The following is a 26405-nucleotide window of genomic DNA, read 5'->3' on the forward strand; positions in this document are numbered from 1 at the left end:
AAAACTGCACAGCCTTCCCATATGTTTCCAGTTTATTTTAACAACCAAAAATTTTACCCAGAAAGCATCTAATAATTCTATCGAATTTTGTCGATAAAAGGAGATGAACACAACAAAGGAGAGAAACATAATGGGAAAACATCACTTTATGCTATCCGTCGGGAGGAAATTGTTCTTGTCTTTTTTGCTCCTGATTTTGCTGCTGGCCGGTTTCGGCCTTACCTCGCTGGGCCGGGGGGCTAAGATGCAAGCGAAGACGGAGGAAATTACCGACACTTGGCTTTCGGGAGTAGGAATTGCCAACAACGTCAACTATTTGACGGAACACGTTCTTGTTTTGCAATATAAAATTTTGACCAATCCGGAAGTTGCCAAAAAACAACAATACATCCAGGAAGCCGATGCCACGTTTGCAGAAATCGACAAGCAGCTGGATCTGTACAGCGAATCGTTTGAAAGCGACGAAGATCGAATCACTGTGGAGCAGCTTCGGGTGAAATGGAACGGCTATAAAGAAGTTTATGACCGCACCGTAACGTTGGGCAAGCAAATCGACCTGGTTCGAGGCGCAGTGAAGCAGGAAAAAGAACTGACAGCGATGATGGCACAATCCCAGCAGACCTATGACGAAATGCAGAAGCTGCTGAATAAAATGATCAAAATCAACAACGACGGCGCCAAAATAGCGACGCAGGAAAGCGGACAAATCTACCAAAGCAATATCGGGCTCACGATCGGGATCATCGTCATTTCGGTTTTGATCGGAATCGCCTTGGTCATCGTCATGATCCGCATCATATCCAGACCTGTAAAGCTCGTATCCGAAGCGCTGCACCGGGTAGCCGGCGGCGACTTGACGGTTGAACCGCTCGCCGTCAAGCAAAAGGACGAGATCGGAAGTCTGGTTGTTTCCTTGAACGATATGGTCGCCCATCTCAAAATGACTGTGGTGCAAATTCAAGAGGCATCCACGACGGTTGCCGCTTCCTCCGAGGAGCTGCAGGCCAGCTCGGAGCAAAATACGATAGCGACCAAAACCGTAACGCTGTCCATCCAAGAGATGGCCTCCGGCACCGAAAGTCAGTTGATGCGCTCGGACGAAACCGGAAGAGCGATGGAAGAGATGGCCGCAGGCATTCAACGCATTGCCGAGACGACGTCCGACGTATCCGAGCTGTCGCAAGAATCCGCCGTCCAAGCGCAGCATGGCAATGACGCTATTCGAGCGGCCAGGGGCCGAATGAACGCCCTAAGCGATTCGGTCGGACAAGCGAGCGCCGATATCAAGACGTTGGAGACGCATTCCGTGAACGTCGGCGGCATTCTGCAGATCATCAACGACATCGCTTCGCAAACCGGTCTGCTGGCGCTCAATGCCTCCATCGAGGCAGCAAGAGCGGGAGAGCATGGACAAGGGTTCGCCGTCGTCGCGAACGAGGTGAAGAAGCTTGCCCAGCAGTCCGGCGAAGCCGTTCAAAGCATCTCGGACATCATCACGCAGATTCAAACCGATACGTCCAAAGCGGTGCTCACGATGAACCGCAGCTTGGCGGAGGTGCGAATCGGCCTCCAAGCCGTGACCGAGGCGGATGACGCGTTCCAGCAAATCACCCGTACCGCAAACGACGTATCCGGCAAAATTCAGGAAGTGGCGGCGGCAGCGGAAGAAATGGCGGCAAGCTCGGAGCAGGTGTCCGCATCCGCTTCGGAGATGAGCCAAATTGCCAGACATGGTGCCGAGTCGGCGCAGACGATTGCCGCTACAACCGAAGAACAACTCGCATCTGCCGAAGAAATTGCTTCGTCCGCGGAATCGTTAAGCCGGACGGCGCAGGATTTGTCCGAATTGGTCAACCGGTTCAAATTGTAAGGGGCGCTCCAGGCGTCCAAAAAAAGGGAGGAAGCCCCCGCAGCTTGTAAACTGCGGACTTCCTCCCTTTTTCCATTTCGCACAAGAGTTCATGCTTATATTGTAAACTTGCGGACCAGCGTTTCCAGATTTTCTGCCTCCCGGCTCAGTCCTTCGGACAAGGAGGAAACCTCCTGCACCAAAGCGGTTTGCGCTTGGGTTTTGTCATTGACGATCTGTACGCCGTCCAGAGATTCTCTGGCGACATCGGCCATGTCGGAGACGGAGGCGGCAATTTCTTCCGAGCCTGCCGCCATTTCCTCCGAAATGGCCGAAACCTCCTGGATTTGGGCGGCGACCTCTTTGGTGGCCTGCAATATTTTTTGGAACGAATCGCTGGCAGCCCGCACCTTGTTGCTGCCCAGGGTCACTTCTTCGCTTACCCGCTGCATCGCTTTGACCGTTTCCGTGGAATCGCTGCGAATTTCCTGAAGCAACTCGGCGATCTGTCCTGCCGAGGCGGCAGAGCCTTCCGCCAGCTTGCGGATTTCCGCCGCCACGACCGCGAAGCCCCGGCCATGCTCGCCCGCCCGGGCCGCTTCGATCGAGGCGTTGAGCGCAAGCAGATTCGTTTGCTTGGACAACGTAGCGATCGTATCCGCAATTTGCCCGATGTAGGACGAGCGTTCGTCCAGCTTGGATACGATCTCGGCGGATCTATGAACGGACTCGTCGATCTGATCCATTTGCCGCTTGGCCTGCTCCATCTGTCCGAAGCCGTCCACAGCTTCTTTCTCCGTATCCACGGCGGCCTCAGACAGCTCGGTAGCCGATTCGGCCACCCGCTGCACGCCCTTGGCCATTTCTTCGATGGCCCGCGATCCGTCCAGCGTGTTCTGCACCGAAATGACGGCTCCCTGCTCGATCACCGCCATCCGCTTGCCGATTTCCTCGGTTGCGGCAGAGGTTTGCTTCGTATTGGCAATCAGCTTCTCCGACGTCTCCCACACCTTCTCGGAGGTGCCGGTAATTTCCTTGATCATGCCGTGCAGGCTGTCCAGCATCCGGTTAAGCGAGCCTGCGATTTCGCCAATCTCGTCCTTCGTATTCGAGGTCAGCCTCGCCGTCAGATCGCCGCCGTTGCCGGCCAGCTCGGCAATTTTCTCATTCACCGTTTTTAAAGGCCGCAGCTTGATAAAGATCAAGATAAAAATGCCGAACAAGGTCAGGAACGTCACCACCAGCAGGATCACCGCGAAGTTCATCATGGAGTTAGCCGTCTGACGGGCCGAGTCCGCTTCCTGCTGGGCCCGGGTGTTCATCTTGGTTTGAAACTGCTGGATATAGCCCATAATTTCATTTTTGCTGGCATCGTACTGTTCGCCGAACATAAGCTTTCGGGCGCTGTCGAAATTTTTCTCCTCCACGGCCTTCATGGCGGCTTCTTCGGTTTTGATCAAGGTGTCGGAGCTGTTCTTCGCTTTCTCGATCAAATCCAGTTCTTCCTGCGGCGCTTGAAGCGCTTTCAGCTGTTCGACAACCTTGTCGCGCGACTTGGTCTCGTTGACCTCTTTCCAATAATTATCGTAGTGCTGCTTGTCCCCGAACTGAACATACCTTCTCATCTCTTCAGTCAAGTAATCGGAGGCGTTCTTCAAGTCCAAGCCGAGCTGCTTGAACTGCGCCTGCCGTTGTACCGCCAGCCGTTCCTGGGCGATCCCGTTCTCCAGCTTGCTGACGCTGAACCAGTTGAGCAGCGATAATACCAATAAAAGTGAGCCCATCACCTTTAACCAGCTTGAAATCTTCATCCGCAGTCCCCCTGAAATCGTGATTTATTTCGACATTTTTCAACAATATTTATCGACATTTTTAGACAAAAATTTGAGATTCAATTTTTTACATTCCGCTTTAAAACCATTATTTTTAGGAGATCGGTGCATCTTTTTTTATTTTTTTCGACAGATTATCGAGAAGAAAAGGGCAGCAGCTGGCGGAAAAAGCAGGGTGAAGGTATCCGAGGCGCTGGAGTCGATTGGAGGGGGAGGCCGGGGACAAGACTGTTTTGGTGCTTATGCAGAGCGTCAATAGCAAAAACGGCATATCCTTAAAGGATATGCCGAGCTTGTTGAGAAAGAGGGCTTTTACAAAAATAGAAATGCATACGGAGCTGGGGTATCCACTGGAGAAGCGATGCGGCCAAAAGTGGATACCCCCCATCGTAACCTCTACTACCTCATTTGACCACTTTCTCAATCCTCTGGACGCTGCGGACTAGCTCTCCCCCGCCGATTCGGCGAGAAAATCAACCAGATGCATCGCTTGCATCGTCTTGTCTTTCCCGTGGCGGTGAACGCCCCATTTCATCTGAAGCAGGCAACCTGGATTCGCCGTCAGAATGACGTGCGCCCGGATGCGCTCCACCTGCTCCATCTTATGATCGAGCACGCTGGCGGACATCTCCGGCTGCGTCAAATTGTAGATTCCAGCGGAGCCACAGCAGCGGTCGGCATCCGGCAGCTCCTGCAGCTTCGCGCCGGGCACGGTCCGGATCAGCTGCCGCGGGGCCGATGCAACGCGCATCACGTTGCGCAGATGGCATGAGTCCTGGTACGTGACCGTCACCTGCTCCGCCCCTTGGCCGAGCGGCTTCAGCGGCAGCGGACGCCCTTCGGCGAGCAGCTCCGACACGTCGCGGACCTGCGCGGCGAACCGGCGGGCCTCCGCCTCCTGGGGATCGCCGTGAAGGAGGTGGTCCACCTCCTTCAGGGTGGCACCGCAGCCGCCGGCGTTGCTGACGACGGCATCTACGTGGGCCGCACCGAAGGCGGCGATGTTGGTCCGGGCCAGACGGCGGGCGCTCTCCCGTTCGCCGGCATGGGCGTGCAGCGCACCGCAGCACGTCTGCGAGGCTGGGACCACGACCTCGTAGCCCGCCAAGCGCAGCAGCTTGATCGTGTTCACGTTCGTCTCCGTGAACAGCACATCCATGATACAGCCGCGGAACATGCCGACCCGCCCGAGACGTTCGCCTTCGGCGGGGATCACGAGCAGCGATTGTCCGCCGTCGCCCTGTTCCCAACGTGCGGGCAGGCCGAGCTTCTCCCAGCGGCGGATGACGCCGTCGCCGGCCGCTTGCGGCAGCACCGCTTCCATCTCGCGCATATGAGCCGGGAACAGCTTCATGACGCCGAGCCCGCGCGCCAGCTTCTGCAATCCGCTCGTTTGGTACAGCTTCAGCGACGAGCCGAGCAGCCGCATCCGGCCGTGATGCGGAAACAGCCGCTCCATGAACAGCCGCTTCACCGTCCGCACCGGCCACCGTTCGGCGGTTACCGCCGCGATCGACTCGCGGGCCTGTTCGATGAGCTGCCCGTACTTGACATCCGACGGGCAGGCCGGCTCGCAAGCGCGGCAGCCGAGGCACAGGTCCATCTGTGAGCGGAACGCCGCGTCCGGCTCCATTTTGCCGTCATAGACGGCCTTCATCAGCGCGATCCGGCCCCGCGGCGACGCTGCCTCCAATCCCGTCTCCTGAAACGTCGGACAGGCCGTCTGGCAAAAGCCGCAGCGCATGCAGTTGGTCAGCTGATCGGGATCGAGCGTGAGCTGCAGCTTCTCGGTCAGTTGTTTGATCTCCGTGCTCATGCTTCACGCACCGCCTTTCGTCGCCGGATCACGGCCGTCCTCAAGCGAGTCCCCGGACAAGCCCCTTTCCCCGGCACCGGTTTGCCCCGGCCCTGCGGTTCCGCCCGCTTCGTTCCCCGCTCCCGGCTCCGACGTAAACACAACGCGCTTGCGCGTCTCTGCGAACAGCTTGCCGGGATTGAGCAAGCCGTCCGGGTCGAACGCAAGCTTCAGCCGCTTCATCAGGCTGATGCCGGACGCGCCGACCTTCCATTCGAGATATGGCGCTTTCACATGCCCGACGCCGTGCTCCCCGGTGATCGTGCCTCCGAGCCGGATCGCCGCGTCGAAAATTTCCTCGAACGCCAGCTCCACCCGGTGGATCTCCTCCGCATCCCGCGCATCGGTCATCGCTGTCGGGTGCAGGTTGCCGTCGCCCGCATGGCCGAACGTGCAGATCCGCACGTTGTGCTTCGCCGCAATGCGCTGCACCTCCAGCACCATGTCGGCAATCTTCGAGCGCGGCACCGTCGCGTCCTCAAGAATGGTTGTCGGTCGTAGCCGGGAGAGCGCCGCCAACGCGCTGCGCCGCGCTTCCATCACTTTGGCCCCTTCCTCCGGCGTCGCGGCCACCTTCACCTGAATCGCCCCTTCGCGGCGGCAAATCACCTCGATCAGCTCCAGGTCCTTCTCCACCTGCGCCTCGTCGCCGTCCTGCTCGATCGCCAATATCGCTTGCGCATCGACCGGAAGGCCGATTTTGGCGAACGCCTCCACCACCTCGATCGTCGCCTGGTCCATAAACTCAAGCGTACAGGGCGTAATCCGGTTCGCGATAATCTGCGACACCGTCCGCGCCGCCGCAGGCAAATCGGCGAACACCGCGATCATCGCCCGCCGGTACGCCGGCTTCGGCACAAGCTTGACCGTCGCTTCCGTCAGAATCGCCAGCGTGCCCCCGGACCCTACGAGCAGTCGCGTCAAGTCGTAGCCCGCGACATCCTTCACCAGCTTGCCGCCCGTCCGCAGCACCTCGCCGTTCGCCAGCACCGCCTCAAGTCCGATGACGTAGTCCTTGGTCGTGCCGTACTTGAGCCCGCGCAGCCCGCCTGCGCCCAGGGCAATGTTGCCGCCCATCGTGCAGATAATCATGCTGCTCGGGTCCGGCGGATAAAACAGTCCCGTTTCCTCAACAGCCGTATGAAAGCGCTTAGTATTCAAGCCCGTCTGGAACGTTGCCGTCAGGTTGTCCTGATCGATCTCCAGCAGCCGGTTCATCCGCGTCATGACCATAATCAGCCCTCCGTGCAGCGGCACGACGCCCGCGCACAGATTGCTGCCCGCCCCGCGCGTGACCACTGGGATCCGGTGCTGGGCGCAGACGCGCATCACCGCCGCCACTTCTTCCGTCGAAGCGGGAAAAATAACGCCGTCCGGCATCGATTGATACAGCGGCGTCGCATCGTAGCTGTACGAAACGAGCGTTTCGGTATCGTCGCGAAACCAGACGTCCCCGACAATGCTTCTTAATTGTTGACAAACCGTTGCAGCCAGCAAAGCCACATTGTTCCCCCCCGTATGCCCTAAATTAATCAGGTCATCTGATGACTTAATTATAAAAGGACCCGGCTTCCCCCGTCAATGCTTCAGTGTCCCTGCCCCGCAAGGCGACATGATTCGCCCAGGCAAACATGGTACAATAAGGGAAATCCGCACGCGGCCGCAGTGTGTTTAACGCCGCATGATTTTGATTGCGTTTCGACTGGAGGGAATGCCATGGATTTTTTTTCAACACCAAGGGGTCCTCTCGACGGGCCTCCGCCCTTCTTCATTTTCTTCTTTGTGCTTATTCTGGTTCTGATCGTAGGTGCCGTCTTGTACGGGATTTTCTCTTCCGTCTCCGTCTGGTCCGCCAACAATGCGTCCGAACGTCTTAGCGTTCCCGGCCGGGTGGTCGCCAAACGCACGCAGGTGTCGGGCGGGTCCGGAGATTCGAGCGCGTTTACGAAATATTTCGTGACCTTCGAATTCGAGGACGGCGGACGGGTTGAGCTTCCTTTGAAAGGCCCCCAATATGGACTGCTGGTTGAAGGGGACTTCGGCGAGCTGACATATCAGGGCACCCGCTTCATTGATTTTGTCCGCATGAGAAAGGAAGAGCATTCATGATCCGCAAAGGCTATGAAATCGTCGCCGACGCCCTTCGCGAGCAGATCGAGCAGGGCGTCTGGCCGGTCGGGTCCCGGATCGACTCGGTCGAGCAGCTCGCCGTGAAGTTCGGCGTCGGCCGCTCCACAATCCGGGAAGCGCTCATGGCGCTGAAAGCGCACGGCTGGGTGGACGTCCGCCACGGCGGCGGAACGTTCGTACTCCGCAATAGCGGCGCGCTTCAGATCGAAGCGCCCGAGATCGGTAACGTGGAGCAGCTCCGGCAATGGCTTGAGCTGCGCTTCATTCTGGAAACCGAAGGGGCGGCACTAGCCGCGGCGCGCCGCGGCAACGGGCATCTGAGCGAACTGGACGGAATCCTCGCCGAGATGGCTTCCCTGACCGACGAGGACAAGCTGGAGCAGTGCGACATCCGGTTTCACCTGAAGCTGGCCGGAGCATCCGGCAACGAGCTGCTCGTACGCACGCTGGAGACGCTGTTCCTGACCATGGGTCCGGCGATGCGGGAGAGCCGCCGGCTGTGGCTGTTCGCGGAGCAGAGCCAGACGACCCGGCTCTCCGAAGAGCACCGGGCCATCGTCGACGCGGTCCGGCTGCAGGACGCTGCCCTTGCCCGGGAACGCGTCGCCTCCCACTTGCGCAAGGTGGAGCAGATGCTCCGCCGTTTAACCTACGAAGCCTGATGGCATACGGCCGTGTGCATATGAAAAAGCCCGCCGGCACTTCAATATTCCGACGGGCTTTCCTCGTTTAATGAGCGGTTCCTCCGCCCTTTTTCAACCATTCGCAGCCGTCCGCGCAGGAGCAGAGCGCCTTCTGCACCGAGCACCACGAACGCTTCGCATAATAAATCGGCACTTCCTGTTCCTTCGCTTGCTGCTTGATGGCTTTGGTCAGATTATGATTGACGTAATCCGTCAGCACAAGCACCGCGTCTACCTTTTCCGGAATCCCCTTCTTCACCATTTGGCATTTGCGTCCGGACATATGCATCACTTCGTCAAAACCGATATTCGCCAGATGATCGGGCATATTGCCCAAATGATCCGCTCCTACGACCAAAATCGACGGCATGTTTCGAGCCTCCTTTTCGTTAACGGGCTGTCTCCTGAGAGAGCCTTCCGTGCATGTATTTTTATCGTGTGTGCCTTCGATTCTTCGTTATTTCGCGTCCGCGAGCAGCTTGAGCTTCCGTTCCTCGCGCTCGGCACTGCTCATCCGCGGACAGGTATAGCAATATCCATGGCTGGTATCCGTCTTGTAAGCGAGACAGCAGCTGACTTTCATCCGCAGTTGCTCTCCGGGATTCCGCGGGTCGTCGACATAGCGGAACTTCACATTGAGCGGATGCCGCGGCCGGCCGAAGACGTCCGGCGGCAAGTCTGACAACAGCGCCTGAAAGTCCTCCGTCAGCTTGGCCCGAAGCTCTTCGCTATCGGCCTTCGCAAGAGCCGCTTCATGCGCATAGTGCATCCGTGTCGCGATTTGTCCCCACAGCTGCCCCGCATCGAGCCCTGCCGCTTGCGCCAGTGCTGCGAGCAGCGGCCGAAGGGTCTCTCCATACAAGGCGGAGAGCACTTGACGCCTCCACTCGGCCCGGTCCCCCTCAGGCACCGACAACGTTCTGGCATCATGCAGCCGGAACCCGAACATCGGGCGCTCTTCCTTCAGATACAAATTCACCGTCAGATTGCCCGGCGAAAAATCGAACGCCGCATCATACCGGCCGATCATATACTGCTGCGCCGCGCACAGCATGCTGAGCCAACTGCTAAAGTAAGTGGCCGGCGCTTGCCCATCCAACGCGCGGATATGCTTGCCATACTTCACCAGAAGCATGTCCGCATGCCGCCGTTCGAACAGCTGCGACAGCTTGACCGACAACTCCCCCTCGTCGGGAAGCTTCCGTATGAAAAAAAACTGCGTCTCCAGCTCACTGAGACCTTGCTCCGCCAGCGCTTCATTCCTTGCCTGCTCCATGCCGCTCTCCCTTCCCGTTCCGGTTATTGCGCTCCGGCGCTCTTTCGATGCTCTCCTGAGCTTCTTCCTCTTGGAACACTTGACCCGATATCCTCTGTATGTATGAACCGTACCGGCGCTCTTCCGGCTGCGTCTGTAGTCTGACGGGAATCGAACGGTCCGCAATGCTGCCTGCCCGGCTAAGGTTTCTTTGCCTGATCAGCTCATACAGCAAACCCACGGACGGCTCCTCCTCTTATTGTATGATAATGATTCTCAATAACATGTATATCACAAATGATAATGGTTATCATTATCGTTGTCAATGGGTTGCCCCTTTTCTCCTAATGCAGGCGACCAAGCGGCCTATGACGCCGTGAACGGCTGGAACCCTTCAGGCGAAGCGCGTACTATTTCAATCCAGCTACGGCCACCTCGCAGTGGATCTGGTCCAGGCCGCAAATTAAACAAATCGGCGGCCATATTTATTTTTTGCAAATGAGATCGCGGCTTCCTATTGAAAAGAGCCGGGCCCCACAGGTACCCGGCTTGCCGTTGCTTCCACTTATAAAGCTTAGAAGAACAATACGCTGCAACTGACAATCACGAGCAGAATGAACAGAACCAGGATGACGCCTGTCGATGTAAAACCGCCGAAACCACCCACAATGATCACTCCTTCGACAAAATTGAATATCCGCCATTCTTCCCATGTCGAATATTCGCAATATTAATGTATTCGGAAGATGAATAACCGGTATGGACGAGTGAGGGGGGAGCATGGATTCAGACGACCCATTCTGTTGGTCTGAGCCATGGAAGCGCCCCGGCGATAGTGTTCATTCCGCATCCGCCGCGCAGCGGAAGCCGATATTTGATATACATCACAAGGTTGCAACTCTAAAATGCGAAGGAAATCTGGGAGCACGCCCCGAAATGCCGGCAAAACAAAGCCGAAGCGACAGAATGATGCATTTTTCGACAGTGTGATTTTTTTCACATCACTTTTCTCTCGGACATGCTATAGTAAAGGCGTAGGGAGGAAGCAAATCCCGACATCAACCAAAGGAAAGGAACATGCGATATGAACACCGTGCTTCGTTCCCGCTCCGGCCGACGATCACTGCTATAGCAGCTAAACTTGCCTTAAAAAAAGTCTCTTACCTTATTGAAAGGTAAGCGAACGATTTTTCTTACGAGAATTTGTGAATTTTTTCACGATATCTCGCTGGAAAATCAAATGGATTCGATGAACCGTCTAATCCTGTAAGTTTAAATGGATATTATCCCTTAATGATGGTAATTTATCCCTCTTCATCTCTTTAGTGTTGTGCAATAATGAATGGCAAGTGTCACTATTTGGACACAATTTGATACCCAAAGGGAGCGATTATAATGATTATGAAATGGTTAAGAGAAAACGTGTATGCTGCCGGCTTGCTGCTCATATTACGCGTGTACGTCGGATGGACGTGGCTTACGGCCGGGTTCCACAAACTTACCGGCGGGTTCGACGCCACCGGGTTCCTGAAGGGCGCCATTGCCAAACCGCCAATGGACAAGGCCACAAACGAATTGATTTACCCAACCTTCAATGCATTTATCGAAAATTTTGCTTTGCCTAACGCGAAGCTGATCAACATCATGATCCCGCTCGGCGAGTTTCTCGTCGGTCTCGGCTTAATTCTCGGGACACTCGCGACGGCAGCCGCCTTCTTCGGATTAGTGATGAACTTCATGTTCCTGTTCGCCGGAACCGTAAGCACGAACCCTTGGATGGTCCTCCTCGGCTTCGTTCTCTTGGCCGCAGGAGCCAACACCGGCAAATTCGGTGGCGACTACTACGTACTGCCTTACCTCCGCAAAATGTTCCGTAACAAAGGCGGAGACGGCCATGATCCTAACAAAACCGCCGGCGGCACCCGTGCCCCGATGGGAGTATAAAGCAAGCATACGACAAGAAGACCACGGATCGATTCCGTGGTCTTACTTTTTTTTATTCACAATCAGCATCATCATAAACGAAATGACGATGATCGAGCCGGTCCACCACCAGGCGAGCGTCATGCGGCCGGATTCCACCGCCATGTAGATGGCGGTCGGAACGGTCTGCGTCTTCCCCGGGATGTTCCCGGCGATCATTAGCGTCGCCCCGAATTCGCCAAGCGCCCGGGCGAAGCCCAAAATGTAAGCCGTAGCGAGGGAACGCCAGGCCAGCGGCAGCGTAATGTAGCGGAGCACCTGCCACTCGCCCGCGCCCGCGGAGCGCGCAGCGTCCTCCAGGCTGCGGTCGACCGAAGCGAAGCCGACCTTCATCGTTTGGTATACGAGCGGGAAGGCGACCACGACGGCAGCGATGACGGCGGCCCACCACGTGAAGATGAGCGGAGCCGCGAACCACTCCTCGATCCAGCGGCCGAACCAGCTCTTCTTGCCGAGAAGCACCAGCAGGATGAAGCCGATTACGGTCGGAGGAAGCACCAGCGGCAGCATCAGCGCGGTTTCCAGCAGCGTTTTGCCCCGAAACATGCGGCGGGACAAGCCCCATGCCGCAGCGATCCCGAGGACGAACACCAGCGCGCTAGCAACCAGCGATACTTTGACCGACAGCAAGACCGGCGACAGAAATGCGTTCCAATCGATGCCAGGCATACCGGCTACTTCCCGGCAGGAACGGTGAAGCCGTACTTCGCGAACACGTCCGTTGCCTCTTTACTCTGCAGGTACGTGTAGAAGGCTTCGGCTTCTTTGGTGTGCTTTGTCGCTTTGACGATACCAGCCGGATATTCGACCGGCTTGTAGGTTTTCGGATCGACGTTGAAAGCGATCTTCACTTTCTTGGACGTGAGCGCATCCGTCTTGTAGACGAAGCCCGCTTCCGCGTTGCCCGATTCGACGTAGGTCAGCACCTGCCGCACGTCTTTCGCCATGACGAGCTTCGGCTGCAAAGCATCCCACTGTTTCGCGTTCGTCAGCGCTTCCTTGGCATAGCCGCCCGCCGGTACGGATTCCGGCTCTCCGATGGCGACGTGCTTCACTTCCGGCTTCGCCAAATCGACCACCGTGCCGACCTGCGCTTGGCCGCCTTCCGGTACGACGACGACCAGTTCGTTGACGAGCAGGTTTTTCTGCTGCGCCGCATCGACAAGCTGCTTGTCCACTAGCGCCTTCATATTTTTGGCGGCGGCAGACAGGAACACGTCGGCGGGAGCACCCTGCTCAATCTGCTGCTGCAGCGCGCCGGAGGCTCCGAAGTTGAAGTTCAGCTTGATGCCCGCGTTCTTGCTTTCGTAAGCGGTTTGGATTTCCTTGAGCGCGTCGGTCAAGCTCGCCGCGGCGGAGATGGTCAGCTCCACCTTTTCAGCGGGGGCGGCCTGTTTGGTTTCTTGGCCGGCTTTCGGCGCGTCCGCCGGGGTCGGCTTCGCTTCGCCACATCCGGTAAGCCCGATGGCTAGAGATAAAGCAAGCAGCAGGAATAAACAAGAAGCAGCGATTTTGCGCAAAACGTCCTCTCTCCTATCTATTTAATTATGTTTAGATATAACTAGACATACTTAATATAAACAAAAAAAAGGAACCCTGTAAACAGCGGTTTGAATCGCAGCCACTTCCATCGTATGATAGGTGTGACGACTTCGTGTCCAAGCCGGAAATGCAGGTACGGCCTACGAAGCGAATGTAAGGCAGGAGGTTTCACGCGTCATGACCAACGACGTTTCCTATACAACCGAAGAAATCGCGAAGCTTTTGAAAATATCCAAGCTGACGGTGTATGACCTGATCAAAAAAGGCGAGCTTCCCGCCTACCGAGTGGGCAAGCAAATGCGTATCGACGCCGTGGATCTGGAGGCCTATAAAACCAGAGCCCGCGAAGGCCGTATGCCGCATGCAGCCGCTCTGGCGCCATCCGGTTCTTCAAGGCCGGAGGCCGTTTTTGCTCCGGGCAGCCGTCCGCTCGTTATTACGGGGCAGGACATCAGCCTCGACATGCTGGCCAAGCATCTGGAGAAGCAGGCGCCCGGCGTCCGCCCGCTGCGCTCGTACGTCGGCAGCTTGGACAGCCTCATCTCGATGTACCGCGGCGAATCGGATATCGTGAGCACGCATCTGCTGGACGGCGATACCGGGGAATACAATATTCCGTATATCCGCAAGCTGCTGGTCGGCTTTTCGTATATCGTCGTGCATCTGCTGACCCGAAATGCCGGGCTTTACGTGCCGCAGGGCAATCCGAAAGGACTGCGGAGCTGGGGCGACCTTGCGCAGCCCGGTCTGCGTATCGTCAACCGGGAGAAAGGCTCCGGCGCGCGAGTACTGCTGGACGAGCAGCTTCGGCTGCACCGCATCGCTCCGGGCAGTATTGCAGGCTATGAGGCGGAGGAATCCAGCCATATGGGCGTTGCCGGCAAAGTCGCTGCGGGCGAGGCCGATGTCGGAATCGGGATCGAGAAAGCGGCAAGAATCGTCGGAGGCGTCGATTTTATCCCGCTGATCCGGGAGCGTTACGATCTCGTGATGCTGAAGAAGCCGGATAACCGCGAATGGATCGAAGCGGTGCGGCGCATTCTGCAATCGGACGCCTTTCTCGGCGAGCTGCGCTCCATCGGCGGGTATGACTTGACCGAAACCGGCAAGGTTTTACTGGAAACGTGACAAACCGGTTCCAATAAACGCGGCCCGGCAGGACTGGGGGTCGGAGCATTTGAGAAAATGGGTATGGTTCATCATCGCCATCTGTGTCATTATTGTGGCTTGCCTTCCCTTCTACCCGAGACTGCGTTACGATCTTTATGAGCAAGATCGATTGCCGAGCGACTACGAAATTTCTTACGGGTACGAGTTATACGACTACAGGAATAAGTTTTTCCCTCCGAAGGCCGGATGGAAAAGGTTTTCCGCGGACCCCCGGACGGTGTTCCCCGACGGCAAAAACATTCTCGTACTTGTGGCGCATCCGGAACTTGTACATGGGGAGCACACCTTCCGCTTTCTGGTCATCCGCGTTCGCGACGGTCTGCCCGTCATGACGGAGCCAGCTTATCTCCAAGGCGACTTTTTGTTTACCGCCAGATTGCGTTCCGATCGTTGGGAGCCCGGAGAATATAGAGGAGAGTATTGGAAGGACGGCTCGCTCGTAGCGGTCAAAACGTTTACTATCCAAGGAAAAGGCCCTGAGGCCGAATAAATCGTGAAAACCGCTTGGCACAAAAATCTAACCGGACTCGGGTGATCGAATCAGCATGGATTTTTCAATCATCGAGCATTTGACAGAGGACAACATCAAGCTTTGGCTGGAGCAATACCGCTCCCTGGGGCCGCTTCCCGGCATCCTGCTGACGTTCGCCAAGTCGTTTGTTCCTCCGCTGCCCACGCTGGTCATCGTCGGAGTCAACGCGGCGGTATACGGCTTATGGCTCGGCTTTCTATATTCGTGGATCGGCATGATCGCCGGATGCCTGACGACCTTCCTCATCATTCGCAAAGCCGCCGGCCATCCGTACTTCGAGCGGTGGAAGCGCAAGCCCAAAGTCGAAAAAAGCATGCGGTGGGTCCGCCATAACGGGTTCAGCTACGTGTTTCTGCTGAGCGTGTTTCCGGTCGGTCCGTTCGTGCTTGTCAATATGGCGGCAGCAGCCGCGCGCATGCGGTTGCATACGTTTCTGATCGCCGTTGCCGCCGGCAAAGCGATCATGATCTTCTCCGTCTCGTATATCGGGCACGATCTGGAGCGTTTCGTCCGCGAGCCGCTTCAGCTGCTCTATGTGGTGCTGTTTATTGGGGGTTCGCTGTTTCTCAGCAAAAAAATCGAGGCACATTTTACAAAAGCGGCCGCGGCCAAAGAGGGGCAGCGAGGTCTGAACGGAGACGAGCGGGGAAGCGGATGAATCCCACAGCATCGCACCGGAGGCAATCATCCCTCCCCCCATGGGGGGAACCGTTTAATCGCAAACCTTTTCCAGATCGGCCATGCTGGTGATGCTATTCGCGTCGTTGATGCGACAGCTTAGGTCCCTTCTATCTTTATTAGACCTCACTTCGATCCACATCCTGTTAATGCGAAAGTTTTTCGCCAAACCAACCATTTCATGTACATTTTTCAACTCGTCCCCCACAGCCGTCCCTTCTTCCAATCGTTCATATCGGATATCCAGATATAGGAGCTGCCGGTCAACCGCTTCTTGAAATGAAATATAATTGGGCCCAAAAATAAGTTCGTTCTCGTCCGGAAATTCCCCGTATATAGAATGGTAGTCCGACACTTGGGTTATGCGGTATTTTTCCTTCGGAAGCAGCTCTTGCAGTTTCGGATAAACCGTCTCCTTCAGTGCATCGTTCCAAAAAGCTTGCACATAGTCGTCTTTAAACAGGTACCGCTTGTTTTTCTCCGAAACACTCACGCGGATCTTATAATCGGGCTTTGCAGCAGAACGCACTTCAACATCGTAATGATCAATCGTACCGTTATACTCGACCTTTTCAATCCTGAATTCTTCCTGATATTTGGTTTTCAAATGAATGGCCAGTTCTTCCTGCACTCTTTTTTCATCGGACGTGAATTGCTTGAAGATGGCATCCAGCATCAAAAACACCATCCCGCCCATCAGCAAGTAGAGAACCAGCAAAACGCAAAAGACGGCTGCCATAATAAAAAGCATGGTCTTGAGAGCCGCCTTAACGTACTTATTTGCAAAAAATTTATCGACAAGCGTTGGTTCCTTATTTTCTTCCGCGATCCGTTTAAGCTTGTTCGCACTTGAATTCATCGCCTCAAATAAATCCCGATCCATCTGCATCATCCCATTCTCTTCTATCTGTATCTGTTCATCCTTCGGCAAAACGACGAAATCCGGAAGCATAGGCTTCCGGATAGGCTCCCGGGCTTGTGGCCCTCAGGGAGACGGTTTTTGTCTTAGGTAGCGCGGGCCGGCTGCACGGTTCCGCAAGGCAAGGCAGTTGCTTCTTACATGGCATGGATCCACGTCACACCCGAAGCTTGAAGGTCGGCTTCCCATTCCTTCGGCATGTTCACATCGCAGATAATGATGTCGATTTCCTTGAGATCGGCCAGCTTGTAGAACTGCCCCTCGCCGAGCTTCGAGCGGTCGGTCATCACGATCGATTGCTTGGAATGCTCGATCAGCTTGCGCGCAAGCTGCCCCCGTTCGGCGTCGAAGCTTGTAATTCCGCGGTTTACCATAAGGCCGTCGATCGAGATAAACGCCTTGTCCGCGTAAAACTGCTCGACCATCCGCTCGGCCATCGAGCCGGATACCCGTGCCTGCGAGGCATTGACCTTGCCTCCGATAAAATATACGTCGCCGGAGAACAGCTCTTTGTTCTTGTAATCGATGAGCAGATACAGCGCCGGAGCCGAAAAGGCCAGCACCGTAATATTTTTCTTGTTGAGCAAAAAATGAATCATCTGCTGGGTCGTCGTGCCGTCGTCGATGAAGATGACGTCGTTGTCTTCCACCAGAGACGCGGCGGCCCGGCCGATCCGCTTCTTCTCGTCGGCGTACAGCTCTTCCCGCTTCAGGTGCGGCGGCTCTTCCCGCGCCAGGTTGATTTTGACCGCGCCGCCGTAGACCCGCTTCAGCTTGTTCTCCGCCTCCAGCTCCTCCAAATAACGGCGCACCGTCTCCGAGGATACCTTCAGCTTCTCGACCAGCTCAAACGTCTTTACTTTTCCTTCCAGATTGAGCGTGTTTAAGATGAAATCCTTGCGTTCTTCCCCTACCAAAGACATCCGGTGCAACCTCCAGCCCTGCGTATGATATTTGCATTATAGCACCCGAGCACCGCGGTTACACGATTTTCCGGTCCGCCGCCTTACAACCAGAATCGGTTGCGCCCGATCGCCTCCAATAGCCGCGCGATATCGTCTGCATGCACATCCCCAATGTTGCCGATGCGGAACGTGTCTGCGGACGAGATTTTGCCCGGATACAGAACGAAGCCTTCGAGCTTCATCCGCGCGTAAAACTCCGCAAACGAAAACTGCGGATGCGCCGGATACACAAACGAAGTAATGATCGGCGATTGGCACGAGGCCGGAAGCAGCGCTTGAAAACCAAGCTCCTCCATCCCCCGCACCAGCAGACGCTGGTTGTTCTCGTACCGCTGCTGCCGCTTCGCGATGCCTCCCTCGTCCTCCAGCTCCAGCAGCGCTTCATGGAATGCGTGCACCACATGGGTCGGCGAGGTGAACCGCCACTTGCCCTGCTGCCGCTCCATCGTCTCCCATTGATCGTACAGATCAAGCGAGAGCGACCGGGCGCGACCGGCGCAGGCAATCAGCTCCTCCGTCTTCGCGATGACGAAGCCGAAGCCGGGGACGCCCTGGATGCACTTGTTGCTGCTGCTGATCAAAAAATCGATGCCGAGCGCTGCCACGTCGATAGCGATGCCGCCGAAGCTGCTCATCGCGTCAGCGATCAGCGTCTTGCCGTGCTGCTTCGCCGTCCGGGCGATCTCCTCCAGCGGATTGCGCATCCCGGTCGTCGTCTCCGTATGGACGACGGCCACATGCGTAATGTCTGGCTGCGCGGCCAAGACGGCTTCCAGGGCGGCTGCGTCCGCAGGCGTCGTCTCGCCGAGCGCGATCCGGACGGTCGAAATGCGCAGCCGCTCTGCCATTTGCGCGATCCGCTCGCCGTAGGCTCCGTTAATGAGGACGGCCAGCTTGCCGTCCGCAGGGATCACCGAGCCGATCACCGATTCCACGACGAATGTGCCGCTTCCCTGCATCAGCACGGCCGTATACCGGTCCGTGTCCGTCGTCGCGAGCCGGACCAGTCTGCTGCGAATGTCCTGTACCAGGTCGTTGTATTCGCGGTCCCACGTGCACCAGTCCTTCAGCATGGCCGCCTTCACCCGCTTCGTCGTGGACAAAGGCCCTGGCGTCAGCAACAAATATGGATTATCCGGCATCGCCGGGATGGTCATCGTTTCTGTCATGAGAGTTCATCCTTTCAATGCGGCCGCTTTGGAGCATGGGGATTCCCCTGCCGCCAAGCGTCGGTTGATATCTGCGATTACCGGGTCCAACGCCCCGATGGAGTCGATCACATAATGCGCGCCCTCTGACCGGTAGCGCTGCTCGATCTCTTCAAGCTTCCGCTGCAGATCGGCGGGATCGCATGCGTTCACTTCCGCTTCGCTCATGCCTAGCTCGCTGCTGCCCTTCAGAATGCCGACCGTCCAAGTCTCGGCGTTCAGCCCTTCCCGAATGTCGCTGATCGTATCTCCAACTTTGACGATATGCTTCATCGGATAAATACCGAGCCGAATTGCGTTCTCGTAGATCATCCACGGATACGGCCGGCCCGCAGGCATTTCGTCCGGCGTTACCAGCCCGTCTGGCGCATAGCCCTGCTTCTTCGCCTCGGCGGCAACGATCTCCATCATCTCCGTCGTATATCCCGTGGTCGAACCGACCTTGATTCCCTGCGACCGCAGTCGGGCCACCAGCTCGATCGCTCCCGGAATCGGGGTCGCATACTGCTTCAAGATGCTGAACAGCATCAGCTCAAAATCCGCGTACAGCGAATCGACATCGGCTTCCTCCGGCGCACGGCCGAAGGCCGCCTTCCACTGCTCCGCCACGCTGTCGAGGCGGCAAAGCTCGCGCAGATGGTCCCGCTTCAGCATCCCCATCGGCCCGCGCGCTTCCTTGGCCGTCAACGTAATTCCCCGCTTCGCGAATACTTCCACGAATACCGCCACCGGCGCGAAGCAGCCGTAGTCGACCGCCGTTCCCGCCCAATCCAAAATGACTCCTTGTACCGTCATATTTTTATTCCTCCCGTATCATTTGTGTACTTGCCAAGCTTCCGTCCGCCGCCTCACGCCCCGCAAAATGAGCTCGTAGAGCAGCCGGACGGCGATATTCGTTCCCAAGATTAGCACCGACATCGCCGCAGCGGCCGCCGTATCGCCCGCATCGTCCATATGGACGATGGAGACCGCCGCCAGCTTGAAGTCCGGCGAAGTCAGGAAGACGAGCGCCGACACCGTTACCATGGAGTTGACGAAGAAGTACATCGCCATCTCGATAATGGCTGGCAGCGACAGCGGCACCGTCACCTTGAGAAACGTCCGGTAGAACGGCACTCGCATCGACTCCGCCACCAACTCGAACTCCTTGTCCTGCTTCTTCAGCGTCGTCATTGCCGTGATGAAGGGAACCGAGAAAAAGTGAACGACGTTTGCCAACACGAGAATAGCTACGGTGCCGTACATCGGATGCAGCGGGTTGTCCGGCGCGTTGAAGAAGAAAATGTACGCCAGCCCGATGACCATGCCGGGCAGCGACAGCGGCAGGATGGCCAAGAAATAGCCGAGCTGCCGGGCGCTTCGCAGCATCCGCGTTTTTTCGATCAAATACGCCGTGACGAACGCGAACAGCGTGCCCAGAACTGCCGTCAGCAGCGAGAGAACCAAGCTGTTCCAGAACGGCTCGAACCCGGCCGCGGCCATCGCGGAGAAATCAAAATGCTTGAGCGACAGCGTCAGATTGTAAGGCCATACGTTCACCAAGGAAGCATAAACGATCGTCAGCAGCGGAATGAGAATTCCGATAGACATCAGGGCGCAGAACAGGGTGAATAGCATGTCCCGCAGGCGGCCGTTCGCAATGCGGTACGGCGTCGATTTGGACGTGATCAGCGCGTTTTGCTTGCGCTGCACGAGCCGGTCCACCACGAACGCGACAACCGCCGGGATCGTCAGCAGAATGCCGACCGCCGCGCCCATGGACATGTTTTGCTGGCCGATCACCTGCTTATAAATATCCGTCGCGAGCACGTTGAACTTCCCGCCGATGACCTGCGGCGCTCCGAAATCGGTGAAGCATGCAGTGAAGCAAACGAAGATGGCGCTGATCAGCCCGAACTTGATCGACGGCAGCGTCACCGTGAGCAGCCGTTTGAGTCTTCCCGCACCGAGCGTCTCCGCCGCTTCGTACAGCCGGTAATCGGTCACGGCCAGCGACGCCGCCAGGATGAGAAACGCCTGCGGGAACAAGTAGATGACCTCCGCCAGGATAATGCCGACCGGGCCGTACAGCTCGATTTTAAACCCGGGCACCAGTCCGAACAGTCCGTTCGTGACAAGCCCTTGGTTGCCGAACAAATACGTCAGCGCGATTCCGTGCATCATCGTAGGCGCGAACAACGGCACAAGCGCAATCATTTTGAAAAATGCTTTGCCCCGGATCGCCGTCCGGATGACCCCGTACGCGTAGAAGAATGCCAGCGTGACGGCGATGACCGTCGAAACGACCGAGACGTAGATCGTATTCGTTAGCGACTGGGACAGCGCCGGCGTCGAGAAGTAACGCACAAAGGTAGCCAGCCCGACGAAAGCTCCTTCACGGTCCAGAAACGCCTTGGCGAACAAGACGCCCAGAGGGAACAAAACGGACGTGAGCAGCAGCAGGACGACGATGACGACAAGCGACATCTGCCAGAGCTCCGCGCCCCCCGCTTTCGGGCTGAGCGCCCGGGTTCGTGCAGTCCACATGATGAAATCTCCTTCGCTTGGATTCAATGGGCCAAGGCTTCCGCCTGGAACGACAGCAGCTTCTCCGCGGGCACATTCAGCAGGACGCGGGCGTCTTTGGCCAGCGACAGCTCGCGGGAGGCTTGGGCGGGAACGTCCACCGTTACCAGCTCGCCTGCGCCGGAGTGCAGCATTTGGAGATTCAGCCGATAGAACGGACCGCGGAATTCGACGTTCCGGACGATGGCCGGGATGCCTTCGCCCGCATCGCCCGCTCTGACCTCGATATGCTCCGGCCGGACCGCTAACGCCCGCTTGCCTTGCCGCCCTGCTTGCCATACTCCGTCTTCCAAGAAATTGATCGCCCCGACAAAATCAGCGACGAACGGAGAGTTCGGGCGGTCGTACACGTCCTGCGGCGTGCCGGTCTGAACGACCTCCGCGTTGTTCATGACGACGATCCGGTCGGCCATCGTCAGCGCCTCTTCCTGATCGTGCGTCACCATGATGGTCGTGATGCCGAGCTTGGTCTGCAGCTCACGGATTTCCTGCCGCAGCTTCACGCGCACCTTCGCATCCAAAGCCGACAAAGGCTCGTCCAACAGCAGCATGTCCGGCGACAGTACGATGGCGCGGGCCAAAGCGATGCGCTGCTGCTGACCGCCCGACAGCTGGGATGGATAGCGCTGCATGACATGCTCCAGATCAATCAGCGCGAACGCTTCGCGCACCTTGAAGTCGATGTCTTTCTTGGACCATTTCTTGTTCTGCAGCCCGTATGCAACGTTCTGGTATGCCGTCAAGTTCGGGAACAAGGCGTACGACTGGAAGACCATGCCGAAGTTCCGTTTTGCAGGCGGCAGAGTGGTGATATCCTTCCCGTCGACGGCAATCCGTCCATCGGTCGGGCTTTCAAGACCGGCGATCAGGCGCAGCAGCGTCGTTTTGCCGCAGCCGCTCGGCCCGAGCAGGCAGACGAATTCGTTTTTGTACATATCGAGATTAACCTGTTTCAATGCTGTGAACGAACCGAATGATTTGGACAGCTGTCGGATCGATAAATACGGTTGCATAAGAGCCTCCTTCAGAGCGGCCCGCAAGGGACCGGCTTGCTTGCTTTCCATTCAAGTATAGGCCGGTTTTGTTAACGGAGTATAAAACGCAAGTAAAAATTATGTTATTTGTTTCTTTTTGTTGTTTTTATGTTGTTTTTATATGAGAAGTTGGCAAAAAAAGCGCAGAACCTCCGGCTCCGCGCTTTCATTTGGTTGCGATTTGTTCATTTGCGTACTATTATTTCTTGGCTTCGCTCTTGTTATCGTAGCGTTTGCTCCACTCGCTCAAGACGCTTTCACGGTTTTTCGCCGCTTCGTTCAAGTCGTTCTTGATCAATTGCTTGATCGGGTCTTGCTCATAGCCTTCCGGAATTTGGCTACCGTCGCTCTTCACTCCCAAAATCGCAAAGTTTTTACCATATTCCTTCATAGCGTCGTCGCCGATGGCCCAATCGAGGAAATCTTTGGCCGCCTGCTTGACGGTCTTCTTCTTCAGCAGTGCATTAGCTTCCACATCCCAGCCGGAGCCTTCCTTCGGAAACACGACCTCGACCGGAGAGCCCGTCTTCTTCTCTTGGATCCCGCGGTAGCCGAAGGAGATCCCGATCGGATATTCGCCCGTTCCGGCCATCTTCGCCGGTTTGGAGCCGGAATGTACATATATCGCGATGTTGTCGTGAAGCTTGTCCATGTACGCCCACGCTTTGTCCTTGCCTTCCAACTGCACGAGCCCCGACACGGTCAGAAATCCGGTTCCGGAGGAAGCAGGATTCGGCATTGTAATCAGGCCCTTGTACTCCGGCTTAATCAAATCGGCATAGCTTTGCGGAACCGAGAGGCCGCGCTTCTCCATCTCTTTCTTGTTCACGATAAACGCCGTTTCCCAAGCGTCGATGCCGACCCAGCGCGTCGGGTTGTTCTTATCCTTGAAGTCCGGCTGTACTCGGTCGACGCCCTTCGGCGAATACCCTTCGAGCATCCCGTTCTGATCCAGCACGAGCAGGCTCGTTGCAGCAAGCCCCCACACGACGTCCGCTTGCGGGTTATCCTTCTCGGCGATCAGCTTCGCCGTAATGATGCCCGTCGAATCGCGAACGATATTCAGCTTCACGTCAGGGTACTTCGCTTTATACGTCTCCAAATATTTTTTGATCTGGTCGTCTTCCAGTGCGGTATAAACCGTGAGCTCTTTGCTTTTCGTATCGATGCCCGCATCGGCGGCGGCGCTTCCGGTATTGCCTGCTCCCGCAGCTTCCCCCTTTGGTGCAGGCTCCGTTTTTCCGCAAGCGGCCAGCAGCATGGAAATCGCCAGCGTGAGGATCATCATAAGCGATAAAGACTTTTTCACGTCATAATCTCTCCTTTAATTGGATATGACACCATGGGCTTGGCCCGTTACCCTAACTATAAGAGAGTTTTGTAAAATACAGATTAAATGCACGTTAAGTTATTGTGTTGTTATTCTTTTAATTGGTTTTGGTTTTGTTTACATCCATAACCGAGATTTCTGTCCGTCGCCCCGATAGGCTCCCGTGCATATGGTAGTAGCATACTTGCGAAACTTCTGCGAAGGAGCTGCTCCCCATGGCATACCGCATTATCGTCGCTTTATCCCAACGGACGCTTCATCTGCTGGAAGGCGACCGCGTGATCCGATCGTATCCGATCGCCATCGGCAAAATACTGACACAGTCGCCCGTGGGCGAGTACAGGATTGTGAACAAGGTGCCCCATCCGGGTGGACCGTTCGGCGCCTTCTGGATGGGACTGTCTCGCCCGCATTACGGCATCCACGGCACGAATAACCCGGCGTCCATCGGCCATGCCGTCTCCCATGGCTGCATCCGCATGTACAACGAAGACGTGCTGGCGCTTGCCCGCTTTGTCCCCATCGGCATACGGGTCACGATCCGTCCGTAACTGCCGTATACGGCAGGAGCTTTTTCGCCCGGTTCCTGCCCGCGGCTCTCTGCCTTGCCTTACGGCGCATCATCGATCCCCTGATTTTTCCGCGCCCCTAAAATGCGGTATACTGGCTAACAGAATGAACCAATTGAACATAAGGTCAGGTGAGCGGACTTGCTGCGGATATGCGCCGTTACTCATAATGCGGAGTTACTTACCGATATTGGGCTGGACAGGCTGGACGATCCCGACATCGCCTGGTATTGGGTCGACTTCAATCAACCGACGGATCAGGAAGCAAAGCTGCTGGAAAGCCATTTTCATTTTCACCCGCTCGCGATTGAGGATTGCTACCATTTGCTGCAGCGGCCGAAGGTGGATCATTACGAAACCGTTCATTTTTTCGTGCTGCATGCGCTCCATCCCCAAAAGCTGTCGTCACAGGAGGTGGACCTGTTTCTGGGCAGCCGCTTTCTGGTGACGTTTCATTTCGAACCGCAGCCGGAGCTCGACGAAGCGTGGCTGCGCGTGCAAGAGCAGTCCTCCTCCCGACAGAAAGGACATCTGTATGCCGCCTACCTGGTGATAGACAAGCTGGTGGACGGATATTTTCCGGCGGTGTACGAGCTGGAGGATCAACTGCTCGCAATCGAGGCCGGAAGCCGCAAACGGTCGATACAGCAAATGATGGACGATATTTTCGAAATTCGCGGCCGATTGCTGAAATTGCGGCGGACAATCGTGCCGATGCGCGATCTGCTGTACCGGGTCGTGAACTCGGAGCGGATCGAAGGGGTGAAGGAGCAGCTGTTTTATTTTACGGACGTGTACGACCACCTGCTCAAGCTGTCGGAGATGATCGAATCGAACCGGGATGTGACCGCCGACATGCGCGACAGCTACATCTCCATGAACTCCAACCGGATGAACACGATCATGAAGACGCTCACGGTCATCACGACCATTTTCATGCCGTTGACGTTTATCGCCGGCATTTACGGCATGAACTTCGATTACATGCCCGAGCTAAAATGGCATGGCGGGTACTTCTTCGTGCTCGGCGTCATGTTCGGCATCGGAGCGGGGATGTTCTGGTGGTTCAGGCGGAAGGGCTGGTTCGACTGAACGGGTGTACCGTGGTATACTTTCTAAAGAGCTTATGGAAAAGCTCTGTTTTGTTATAAAGGAGAGTTAGTTCCCATGATCATCCAGTTCATTCGTTATCGTTAATGTAAGGTGCAGAACAGGCGGCCCCCCCCATTTTTTTTGAGTTATGGGAAGGGTTTCTTTGTGCTGTGCCTTTTTCATTCTACGACAACGAATGAACGAGGTGTTTTTTGGTGTTGAAAAAAATCGATGCGGCCGCCCGATTGATCGGCCGATACAGCTCTCTGTTTCAATGTCCCGTCTGCGGGCTAGCTATGGAAATGAACGAAAACCGGACGCTGCTTTGCCGGAATCGGCATGGCTTTGATACCGCAAAGCCGGGCTATATTTCGTTAGTAACGAAGGCCGTCAAAAGCGATTATGGAAAAACGATGTTCGAAGCACGAAATCTCGTATGCCGAAGCGGCTTCTTTCAGCCTCTGATCGAGCGGATCGGTCAGACGATCCTTACGAATATAAGTGGCGGTGGCTTGGAGCCGATCACCGTATTGGATGCCGGATGCGGCGAGGGCTCTCAGCTGGCGCAGCTTGCGGAGGTGTGGAAGCGCGAAACGCCTACCGGCTTCCTCGGCGCTGGGCTCGATCTGTCCAAGGAAGGTGTCGCGATTGCCGCGAGAGAGTATGCGGGCTTCATCTGGTGCGTGGGCGATCTGGCGCGGAGCCCTTTTCGGGACCAGTCGTTTGATGTCATCCTGAACGTATTATCCGCTTCGAATTATGGGGAATTCAGCCGCTTGCTGAGCAAGGACGGCATGTTGATCAAGGTCATCCCGGGCAGCGAGCATTTGCGGCAGCTGCGGCACGTCTTGTATGATCGCTCGCCCAGACAAGCTTATTCTAACGAAAAGACAAGGGCGCTCTTCATGCGCCATTTTGACATGTTGGACGAACGGCAGATCCGGTACGACGTCACCTTGCAAAAGGAGCTGCTGGAACCTCTGGTACGGATGACGCCGCTATCGTGGGGCGCCCGGGACGAGCAGCTTCAGCAGGCGCTGCAGCTGGCGATCCGGGAGATTACTGCGGATTTCACCGTGCTGGTTGGGCGCGCAAAAGTCCAGTAGCCTGGCTCAGGCATGGATATAGAGAACACCTCCGCTGCGGTTGAAGCAGGCGGAGGTGTTTTTTTGAGAGGATAAACTTGTCATACTCATTTTCAGCTTGCATTCAGG

26 protein-coding genes and 1 pseudogene are annotated in these 26405 nt (G+C 56.3%); 11 read left to right on the plus strand and 16 right to left on the minus strand.

Annotation, left to right across the window (positions count from 1 at the left end):
* The first annotated feature begins 148 nt into the window (after nucleotides 1-148).
* Nucleotides 149-1870: a methyl-accepting chemotaxis protein gene (locus tag PEL01S_RS17275; protein ID WP_255320120.1), complete on the plus strand. Its 1722-nt coding sequence runs from the start codon at nucleotides 149-151 to the stop codon at nucleotides 1868-1870.
* Nucleotides 1871-1965: 95 nt separating this feature from the next.
* Here PEL01S_RS17275 and PEL01S_RS17280 read toward each other — a convergent pair whose 3' ends face one another.
* The 3 genes from PEL01S_RS17280 to PEL01S_RS17290 all read right to left on the minus strand — a co-directional run bounded on the left by PEL01S_RS17280 (nucleotide 1966) and on the right by PEL01S_RS17290 (nucleotide 7033).
* Complete coding sequence (locus PEL01S_RS17280) at nucleotides 1966-3660, minus strand: methyl-accepting chemotaxis protein (protein ID WP_127461181.1); 1695 nt, start codon at nucleotides 3658-3660, stop codon at nucleotides 1966-1968.
* Nucleotides 3661-4123: 463 nt separating this feature from the next.
* Nucleotides 4124-5497, minus strand: a complete 1374-nt coding sequence (locus tag PEL01S_RS17285; protein WP_127461182.1) for a (Fe-S)-binding protein — start codon at nucleotides 5495-5497, stop codon at nucleotides 4124-4126.
* Nucleotides 5498-5500: 3 nt separating this feature from the next.
* Nucleotides 5501-7033 (minus strand): FAD-binding oxidoreductase, encoded by a 1533-nt coding sequence (locus PEL01S_RS17290; RefSeq protein ID WP_127461211.1) that lies wholly within the window; start codon nucleotides 7031-7033, stop codon nucleotides 5501-5503.
* A 219-nt stretch (nucleotides 7034-7252) separates the two neighbouring features.
* On the opposite strand from PEL01S_RS17290, the gene PEL01S_RS17295 reads away from it, so the two are divergent.
* Together PEL01S_RS17295 and PEL01S_RS17300 are read left to right on the plus strand one after the other, a co-directional pair.
* On the plus strand, nucleotides 7253-7645 hold the full coding sequence (locus PEL01S_RS17295) for a DUF2500 domain-containing protein (protein WP_127461183.1): 393 nt from the start codon (nucleotides 7253-7255) through the stop codon (nucleotides 7643-7645).
* Nucleotides 7642-8328 (plus strand): FadR/GntR family transcriptional regulator, encoded by a 687-nt coding sequence (locus PEL01S_RS17300; protein WP_127461184.1) that lies wholly within the window; start codon nucleotides 7642-7644, stop codon nucleotides 8326-8328. Before PEL01S_RS17295 ends, PEL01S_RS17300 begins: the two co-directional genes overlap by 4 nt.
* Before the next feature lie 67 nt (nucleotides 8329-8395).
* On the opposite strand, the gene PEL01S_RS17305 is transcribed toward PEL01S_RS17300, so the two are convergent.
* The 3 genes from PEL01S_RS17305 to PEL01S_RS17315 form a co-directional block, all read right to left on the minus strand.
* Nucleotides 8396-8719 (minus strand): DUF2325 domain-containing protein, encoded by a 324-nt coding sequence (locus PEL01S_RS17305; RefSeq protein WP_108532732.1) that lies wholly within the window; start codon nucleotides 8717-8719, stop codon nucleotides 8396-8398.
* 87 nt (nucleotides 8720-8806) lie between these two features.
* A complete protein-coding gene (locus tag PEL01S_RS17310; RefSeq protein ID WP_127461185.1) occupies nucleotides 8807-9625 on the minus strand; it encodes a (2Fe-2S)-binding protein in 819 nt (272 codons plus the stop codon).
* On the minus strand, nucleotides 9606-9845 hold the full coding sequence (locus PEL01S_RS17315) for a hypothetical protein (RefSeq protein WP_063182544.1): 240 nt from the start codon (nucleotides 9843-9845) through the stop codon (nucleotides 9606-9608). Before PEL01S_RS17315 ends, PEL01S_RS17310 begins: the two co-directional genes overlap by 20 nt.
* Nucleotides 9846-9962: 117 nt before the next feature.
* Here PEL01S_RS17315 and PEL01S_RS35300 point away from each other — a divergent pair.
* Nucleotides 9963-10093, plus strand: a pseudogene (locus PEL01S_RS35300) (cell wall hydrolase); the annotation flags it as partial.
* Between the two features lie 85 nt (nucleotides 10094-10178).
* On the opposite strand, the gene PEL01S_RS17325 reads toward PEL01S_RS35300, so the two are convergent.
* On the minus strand, nucleotides 10179-10271 hold the full coding sequence (locus tag PEL01S_RS17325) for a hypothetical protein (protein ID WP_010493267.1): 93 nt from the start codon (nucleotides 10269-10271) through the stop codon (nucleotides 10179-10181).
* A gap of 728 nt (nucleotides 10272-10999) precedes the next feature.
* Between PEL01S_RS17325 and PEL01S_RS17330 the strand changes: the two genes are divergently transcribed.
* A complete protein-coding gene (locus PEL01S_RS17330) occupies nucleotides 11000-11548 on the plus strand; it encodes a DoxX family membrane protein (RefSeq protein ID WP_127461186.1) in 549 nt (182 codons plus the stop codon).
* Nucleotides 11549-11590: 42 nt separating this feature from the next.
* Here the strand turns inward: PEL01S_RS17330 and modB are convergent, their stop codons facing one another.
* Both modB and modA read right to left on the minus strand, forming a co-directional pair.
* Nucleotides 11591-12256, minus strand: coding sequence for a molybdate ABC transporter permease subunit (gene modB, locus PEL01S_RS17335; RefSeq protein ID WP_127461187.1), 666 nt, complete (start codon nucleotides 12254-12256; stop codon nucleotides 11591-11593).
* 5 nt (nucleotides 12257-12261) lie between these two features.
* The gene (gene modA / locus PEL01S_RS17340; RefSeq protein WP_127461188.1) at nucleotides 12262-13107 is read right to left on the minus strand and encodes a molybdate ABC transporter substrate-binding protein; all 846 of its coding nucleotides are present in this window, start codon (nucleotides 13105-13107) and stop codon (nucleotides 12262-12264) included.
* Nucleotides 13108-13306: 199 nt separating this feature from the next.
* Between modA and PEL01S_RS17345 the strand changes: the two genes are divergently transcribed.
* From PEL01S_RS17345 to PEL01S_RS17355, 3 genes are read left to right on the plus strand one after another with little or no spacing between them, the layout of a single operon-like run.
* Nucleotides 13307-14257: a substrate-binding domain-containing protein gene (locus PEL01S_RS17345; protein WP_127461189.1), complete on the plus strand. Its 951-nt coding sequence runs from the start codon at nucleotides 13307-13309 to the stop codon at nucleotides 14255-14257.
* 49 nt (nucleotides 14258-14306) lie between these two features.
* Nucleotides 14307-14789 (plus strand): hypothetical protein, encoded by a 483-nt coding sequence (locus tag PEL01S_RS17350; RefSeq protein WP_063182556.1) that lies wholly within the window; start codon nucleotides 14307-14309, stop codon nucleotides 14787-14789.
* A 55-nt stretch (nucleotides 14790-14844) separates the two neighbouring features.
* On the plus strand, nucleotides 14845-15489 hold the full coding sequence (locus PEL01S_RS17355; RefSeq protein ID WP_127461190.1) for a TVP38/TMEM64 family protein: 645 nt from the start codon (nucleotides 14845-14847) through the stop codon (nucleotides 15487-15489).
* Between the two features lie 54 nt (nucleotides 15490-15543).
* Here PEL01S_RS17355 and PEL01S_RS17360 read toward each other — a convergent pair whose 3' ends face one another.
* The 7 genes from PEL01S_RS17360 to PEL01S_RS17390 form a co-directional block, all read right to left on the minus strand.
* Nucleotides 15544-16401 carry a hypothetical protein gene (locus PEL01S_RS17360; RefSeq protein WP_163767522.1) on the minus strand — a complete coding sequence of 286 codons (858 nt, stop codon included), beginning with the start codon at nucleotides 16399-16401 and terminating at the stop codon, nucleotides 15544-15546.
* A gap of 164 nt (nucleotides 16402-16565) precedes the next feature.
* Nucleotides 16566-17351, minus strand: coding sequence for a DeoR/GlpR family DNA-binding transcription regulator (locus PEL01S_RS17365; protein ID WP_127461192.1), 786 nt, complete (start codon nucleotides 17349-17351; stop codon nucleotides 16566-16568).
* Nucleotides 17352-17434: 83 nt separating this feature from the next.
* Entirely contained in the window at nucleotides 17435-18535 is a 1101-nt protein-coding gene (phnW, locus tag PEL01S_RS17370; RefSeq protein ID WP_127461212.1) for a 2-aminoethylphosphonate--pyruvate transaminase, read from the minus strand.
* A 33-nt stretch (nucleotides 18536-18568) separates the two neighbouring features.
* Nucleotides 18569-19396, minus strand: coding sequence for a phosphonoacetaldehyde hydrolase (phnX, locus tag PEL01S_RS17375; protein WP_127461193.1), 828 nt, complete (start codon nucleotides 19394-19396; stop codon nucleotides 18569-18571).
* Nucleotides 19397-19414: 18 nt separating this feature from the next.
* Nucleotides 19415-21127, minus strand: coding sequence for a putative 2-aminoethylphosphonate ABC transporter permease subunit (locus PEL01S_RS17380; RefSeq protein ID WP_127461194.1), 1713 nt, complete (start codon nucleotides 21125-21127; stop codon nucleotides 19415-19417).
* Between the two features lie 23 nt (nucleotides 21128-21150).
* Nucleotides 21151-22179 carry a putative 2-aminoethylphosphonate ABC transporter ATP-binding protein gene (locus PEL01S_RS17385; RefSeq protein WP_127461195.1) on the minus strand — a complete coding sequence of 343 codons (1029 nt, stop codon included), beginning with the start codon at nucleotides 22177-22179 and terminating at the stop codon, nucleotides 21151-21153.
* A 220-nt stretch (nucleotides 22180-22399) separates the two neighbouring features.
* Entirely contained in the window at nucleotides 22400-23509 is a 1110-nt protein-coding gene (locus PEL01S_RS17390; RefSeq protein ID WP_127461196.1) for a putative 2-aminoethylphosphonate ABC transporter substrate-binding protein, read from the minus strand.
* A 236-nt stretch (nucleotides 23510-23745) separates the two neighbouring features.
* On the opposite strand from PEL01S_RS17390, the gene PEL01S_RS17395 reads away from it, so the two are divergent.
* The 3 genes from PEL01S_RS17395 to PEL01S_RS17405 all read left to right on the plus strand — a co-directional run bounded on the left by PEL01S_RS17395 (nucleotide 23746) and on the right by PEL01S_RS17405 (nucleotide 26297).
* On the plus strand, nucleotides 23746-24081 hold the full coding sequence (locus PEL01S_RS17395) for a L,D-transpeptidase (protein ID WP_063182572.1): 336 nt from the start codon (nucleotides 23746-23748) through the stop codon (nucleotides 24079-24081).
* A gap of 159 nt (nucleotides 24082-24240) precedes the next feature.
* Complete coding sequence (gene corA, locus PEL01S_RS17400; RefSeq protein WP_127461197.1) at nucleotides 24241-25191, plus strand: magnesium/cobalt transporter CorA; 951 nt, start codon at nucleotides 24241-24243, stop codon at nucleotides 25189-25191.
* Nucleotides 25192-25406: 215 nt separating this feature from the next.
* Nucleotides 25407-26297 carry a putative RNA methyltransferase gene (locus PEL01S_RS17405; protein ID WP_127461198.1) on the plus strand — a complete coding sequence of 297 codons (891 nt, stop codon included), beginning with the start codon at nucleotides 25407-25409 and terminating at the stop codon, nucleotides 26295-26297.
* The last annotated feature ends 108 nt before the right edge of the window (nucleotides 26298-26405 follow it).

It is taken from the genome of Paenibacillus elgii NBRC 100335, assembly GCF_004000865.1.
Lineage (GTDB): Bacteria > Bacillota > Bacilli > Paenibacillales > NBRC-103111 > Paenibacillus_G > Paenibacillus_G elgii.

Excerpts from the sequence above, each read along its gene's own strand:
- PEL01S_RS17275 (WP_255320120.1), top strand. The coding sequence starts at position 149 with ATGCTATCCGTCGGGAGGAAATTGTTCTTGTCTTTTTTGCTCCTGATT.
- PEL01S_RS17280 (WP_127461181.1), bottom strand. The coding sequence starts at position 3,660 with ATGAAGATTTCAAGCTGGTTAAAGGTGATGGGCTCACTTTTATTGGTA.
- PEL01S_RS17285 (WP_127461182.1), bottom strand. The coding sequence starts at position 5,497 with ATGAGCACGGAGATCAAACAACTGACCGAGAAGCTGCAGCTCACGCTC.
- PEL01S_RS17295 (WP_127461183.1), top strand. The coding sequence starts at position 7,253 with ATGGATTTTTTTTCAACACCAAGGGGTCCTCTCGACGGGCCTCCGCCC.
- PEL01S_RS17300 (WP_127461184.1), top strand. The coding sequence starts at position 7,642 with ATGATCCGCAAAGGCTATGAAATCGTCGCCGACGCCCTTCGCGAGCAG.
- PEL01S_RS17305 (WP_108532732.1), bottom strand. The coding sequence starts at position 8,719 with ATGCCGTCGATTTTGGTCGTAGGAGCGGATCATTTGGGCAATATGCCC.
- PEL01S_RS17310 (WP_127461185.1), bottom strand. The coding sequence starts at position 9,625 with ATGGAGCAGGCAAGGAATGAAGCGCTGGCGGAGCAAGGTCTCAGTGAG.
- PEL01S_RS17330 (WP_127461186.1), top strand. The coding sequence starts at position 11,000 with ATGATTATGAAATGGTTAAGAGAAAACGTGTATGCTGCCGGCTTGCTG.
- modB (WP_127461187.1), bottom strand. The coding sequence starts at position 12,256 with ATGCCTGGCATCGATTGGAACGCATTTCTGTCGCCGGTCTTGCTGTCG.
- PEL01S_RS17345 (WP_127461189.1), top strand. The coding sequence starts at position 13,307 with ATGACCAACGACGTTTCCTATACAACCGAAGAAATCGCGAAGCTTTTG.
- PEL01S_RS17355 (WP_127461190.1), top strand. The coding sequence starts at position 14,845 with ATGGATTTTTCAATCATCGAGCATTTGACAGAGGACAACATCAAGCTT.
- PEL01S_RS17360 (WP_163767522.1), bottom strand. The coding sequence starts at position 16,401 with ATGATGCAGATGGATCGGGATTTATTTGAGGCGATGAATTCAAGTGCG.
- PEL01S_RS17365 (WP_127461192.1), bottom strand. The coding sequence starts at position 17,351 with ATGTCTTTGGTAGGGGAAGAACGCAAGGATTTCATCTTAAACACGCTC.
- phnW (WP_127461212.1), bottom strand. The coding sequence starts at position 18,535 with ATGCCGGATAATCCATATTTGTTGCTGACGCCAGGGCCTTTGTCCACG.
- phnX (WP_127461193.1), bottom strand. The coding sequence starts at position 19,396 with ATGACGGTACAAGGAGTCATTTTGGATTGGGCGGGAACGGCGGTCGAC.
- PEL01S_RS17380 (WP_127461194.1), bottom strand. The coding sequence starts at position 21,127 with ATGTGGACTGCACGAACCCGGGCGCTCAGCCCGAAAGCGGGGGGCGCG.
- PEL01S_RS17385 (WP_127461195.1), bottom strand. The coding sequence starts at position 22,179 with ATGCAACCGTATTTATCGATCCGACAGCTGTCCAAATCATTCGGTTCG.
- PEL01S_RS17395 (WP_063182572.1), top strand. The coding sequence starts at position 23,746 with ATGGCATACCGCATTATCGTCGCTTTATCCCAACGGACGCTTCATCTG.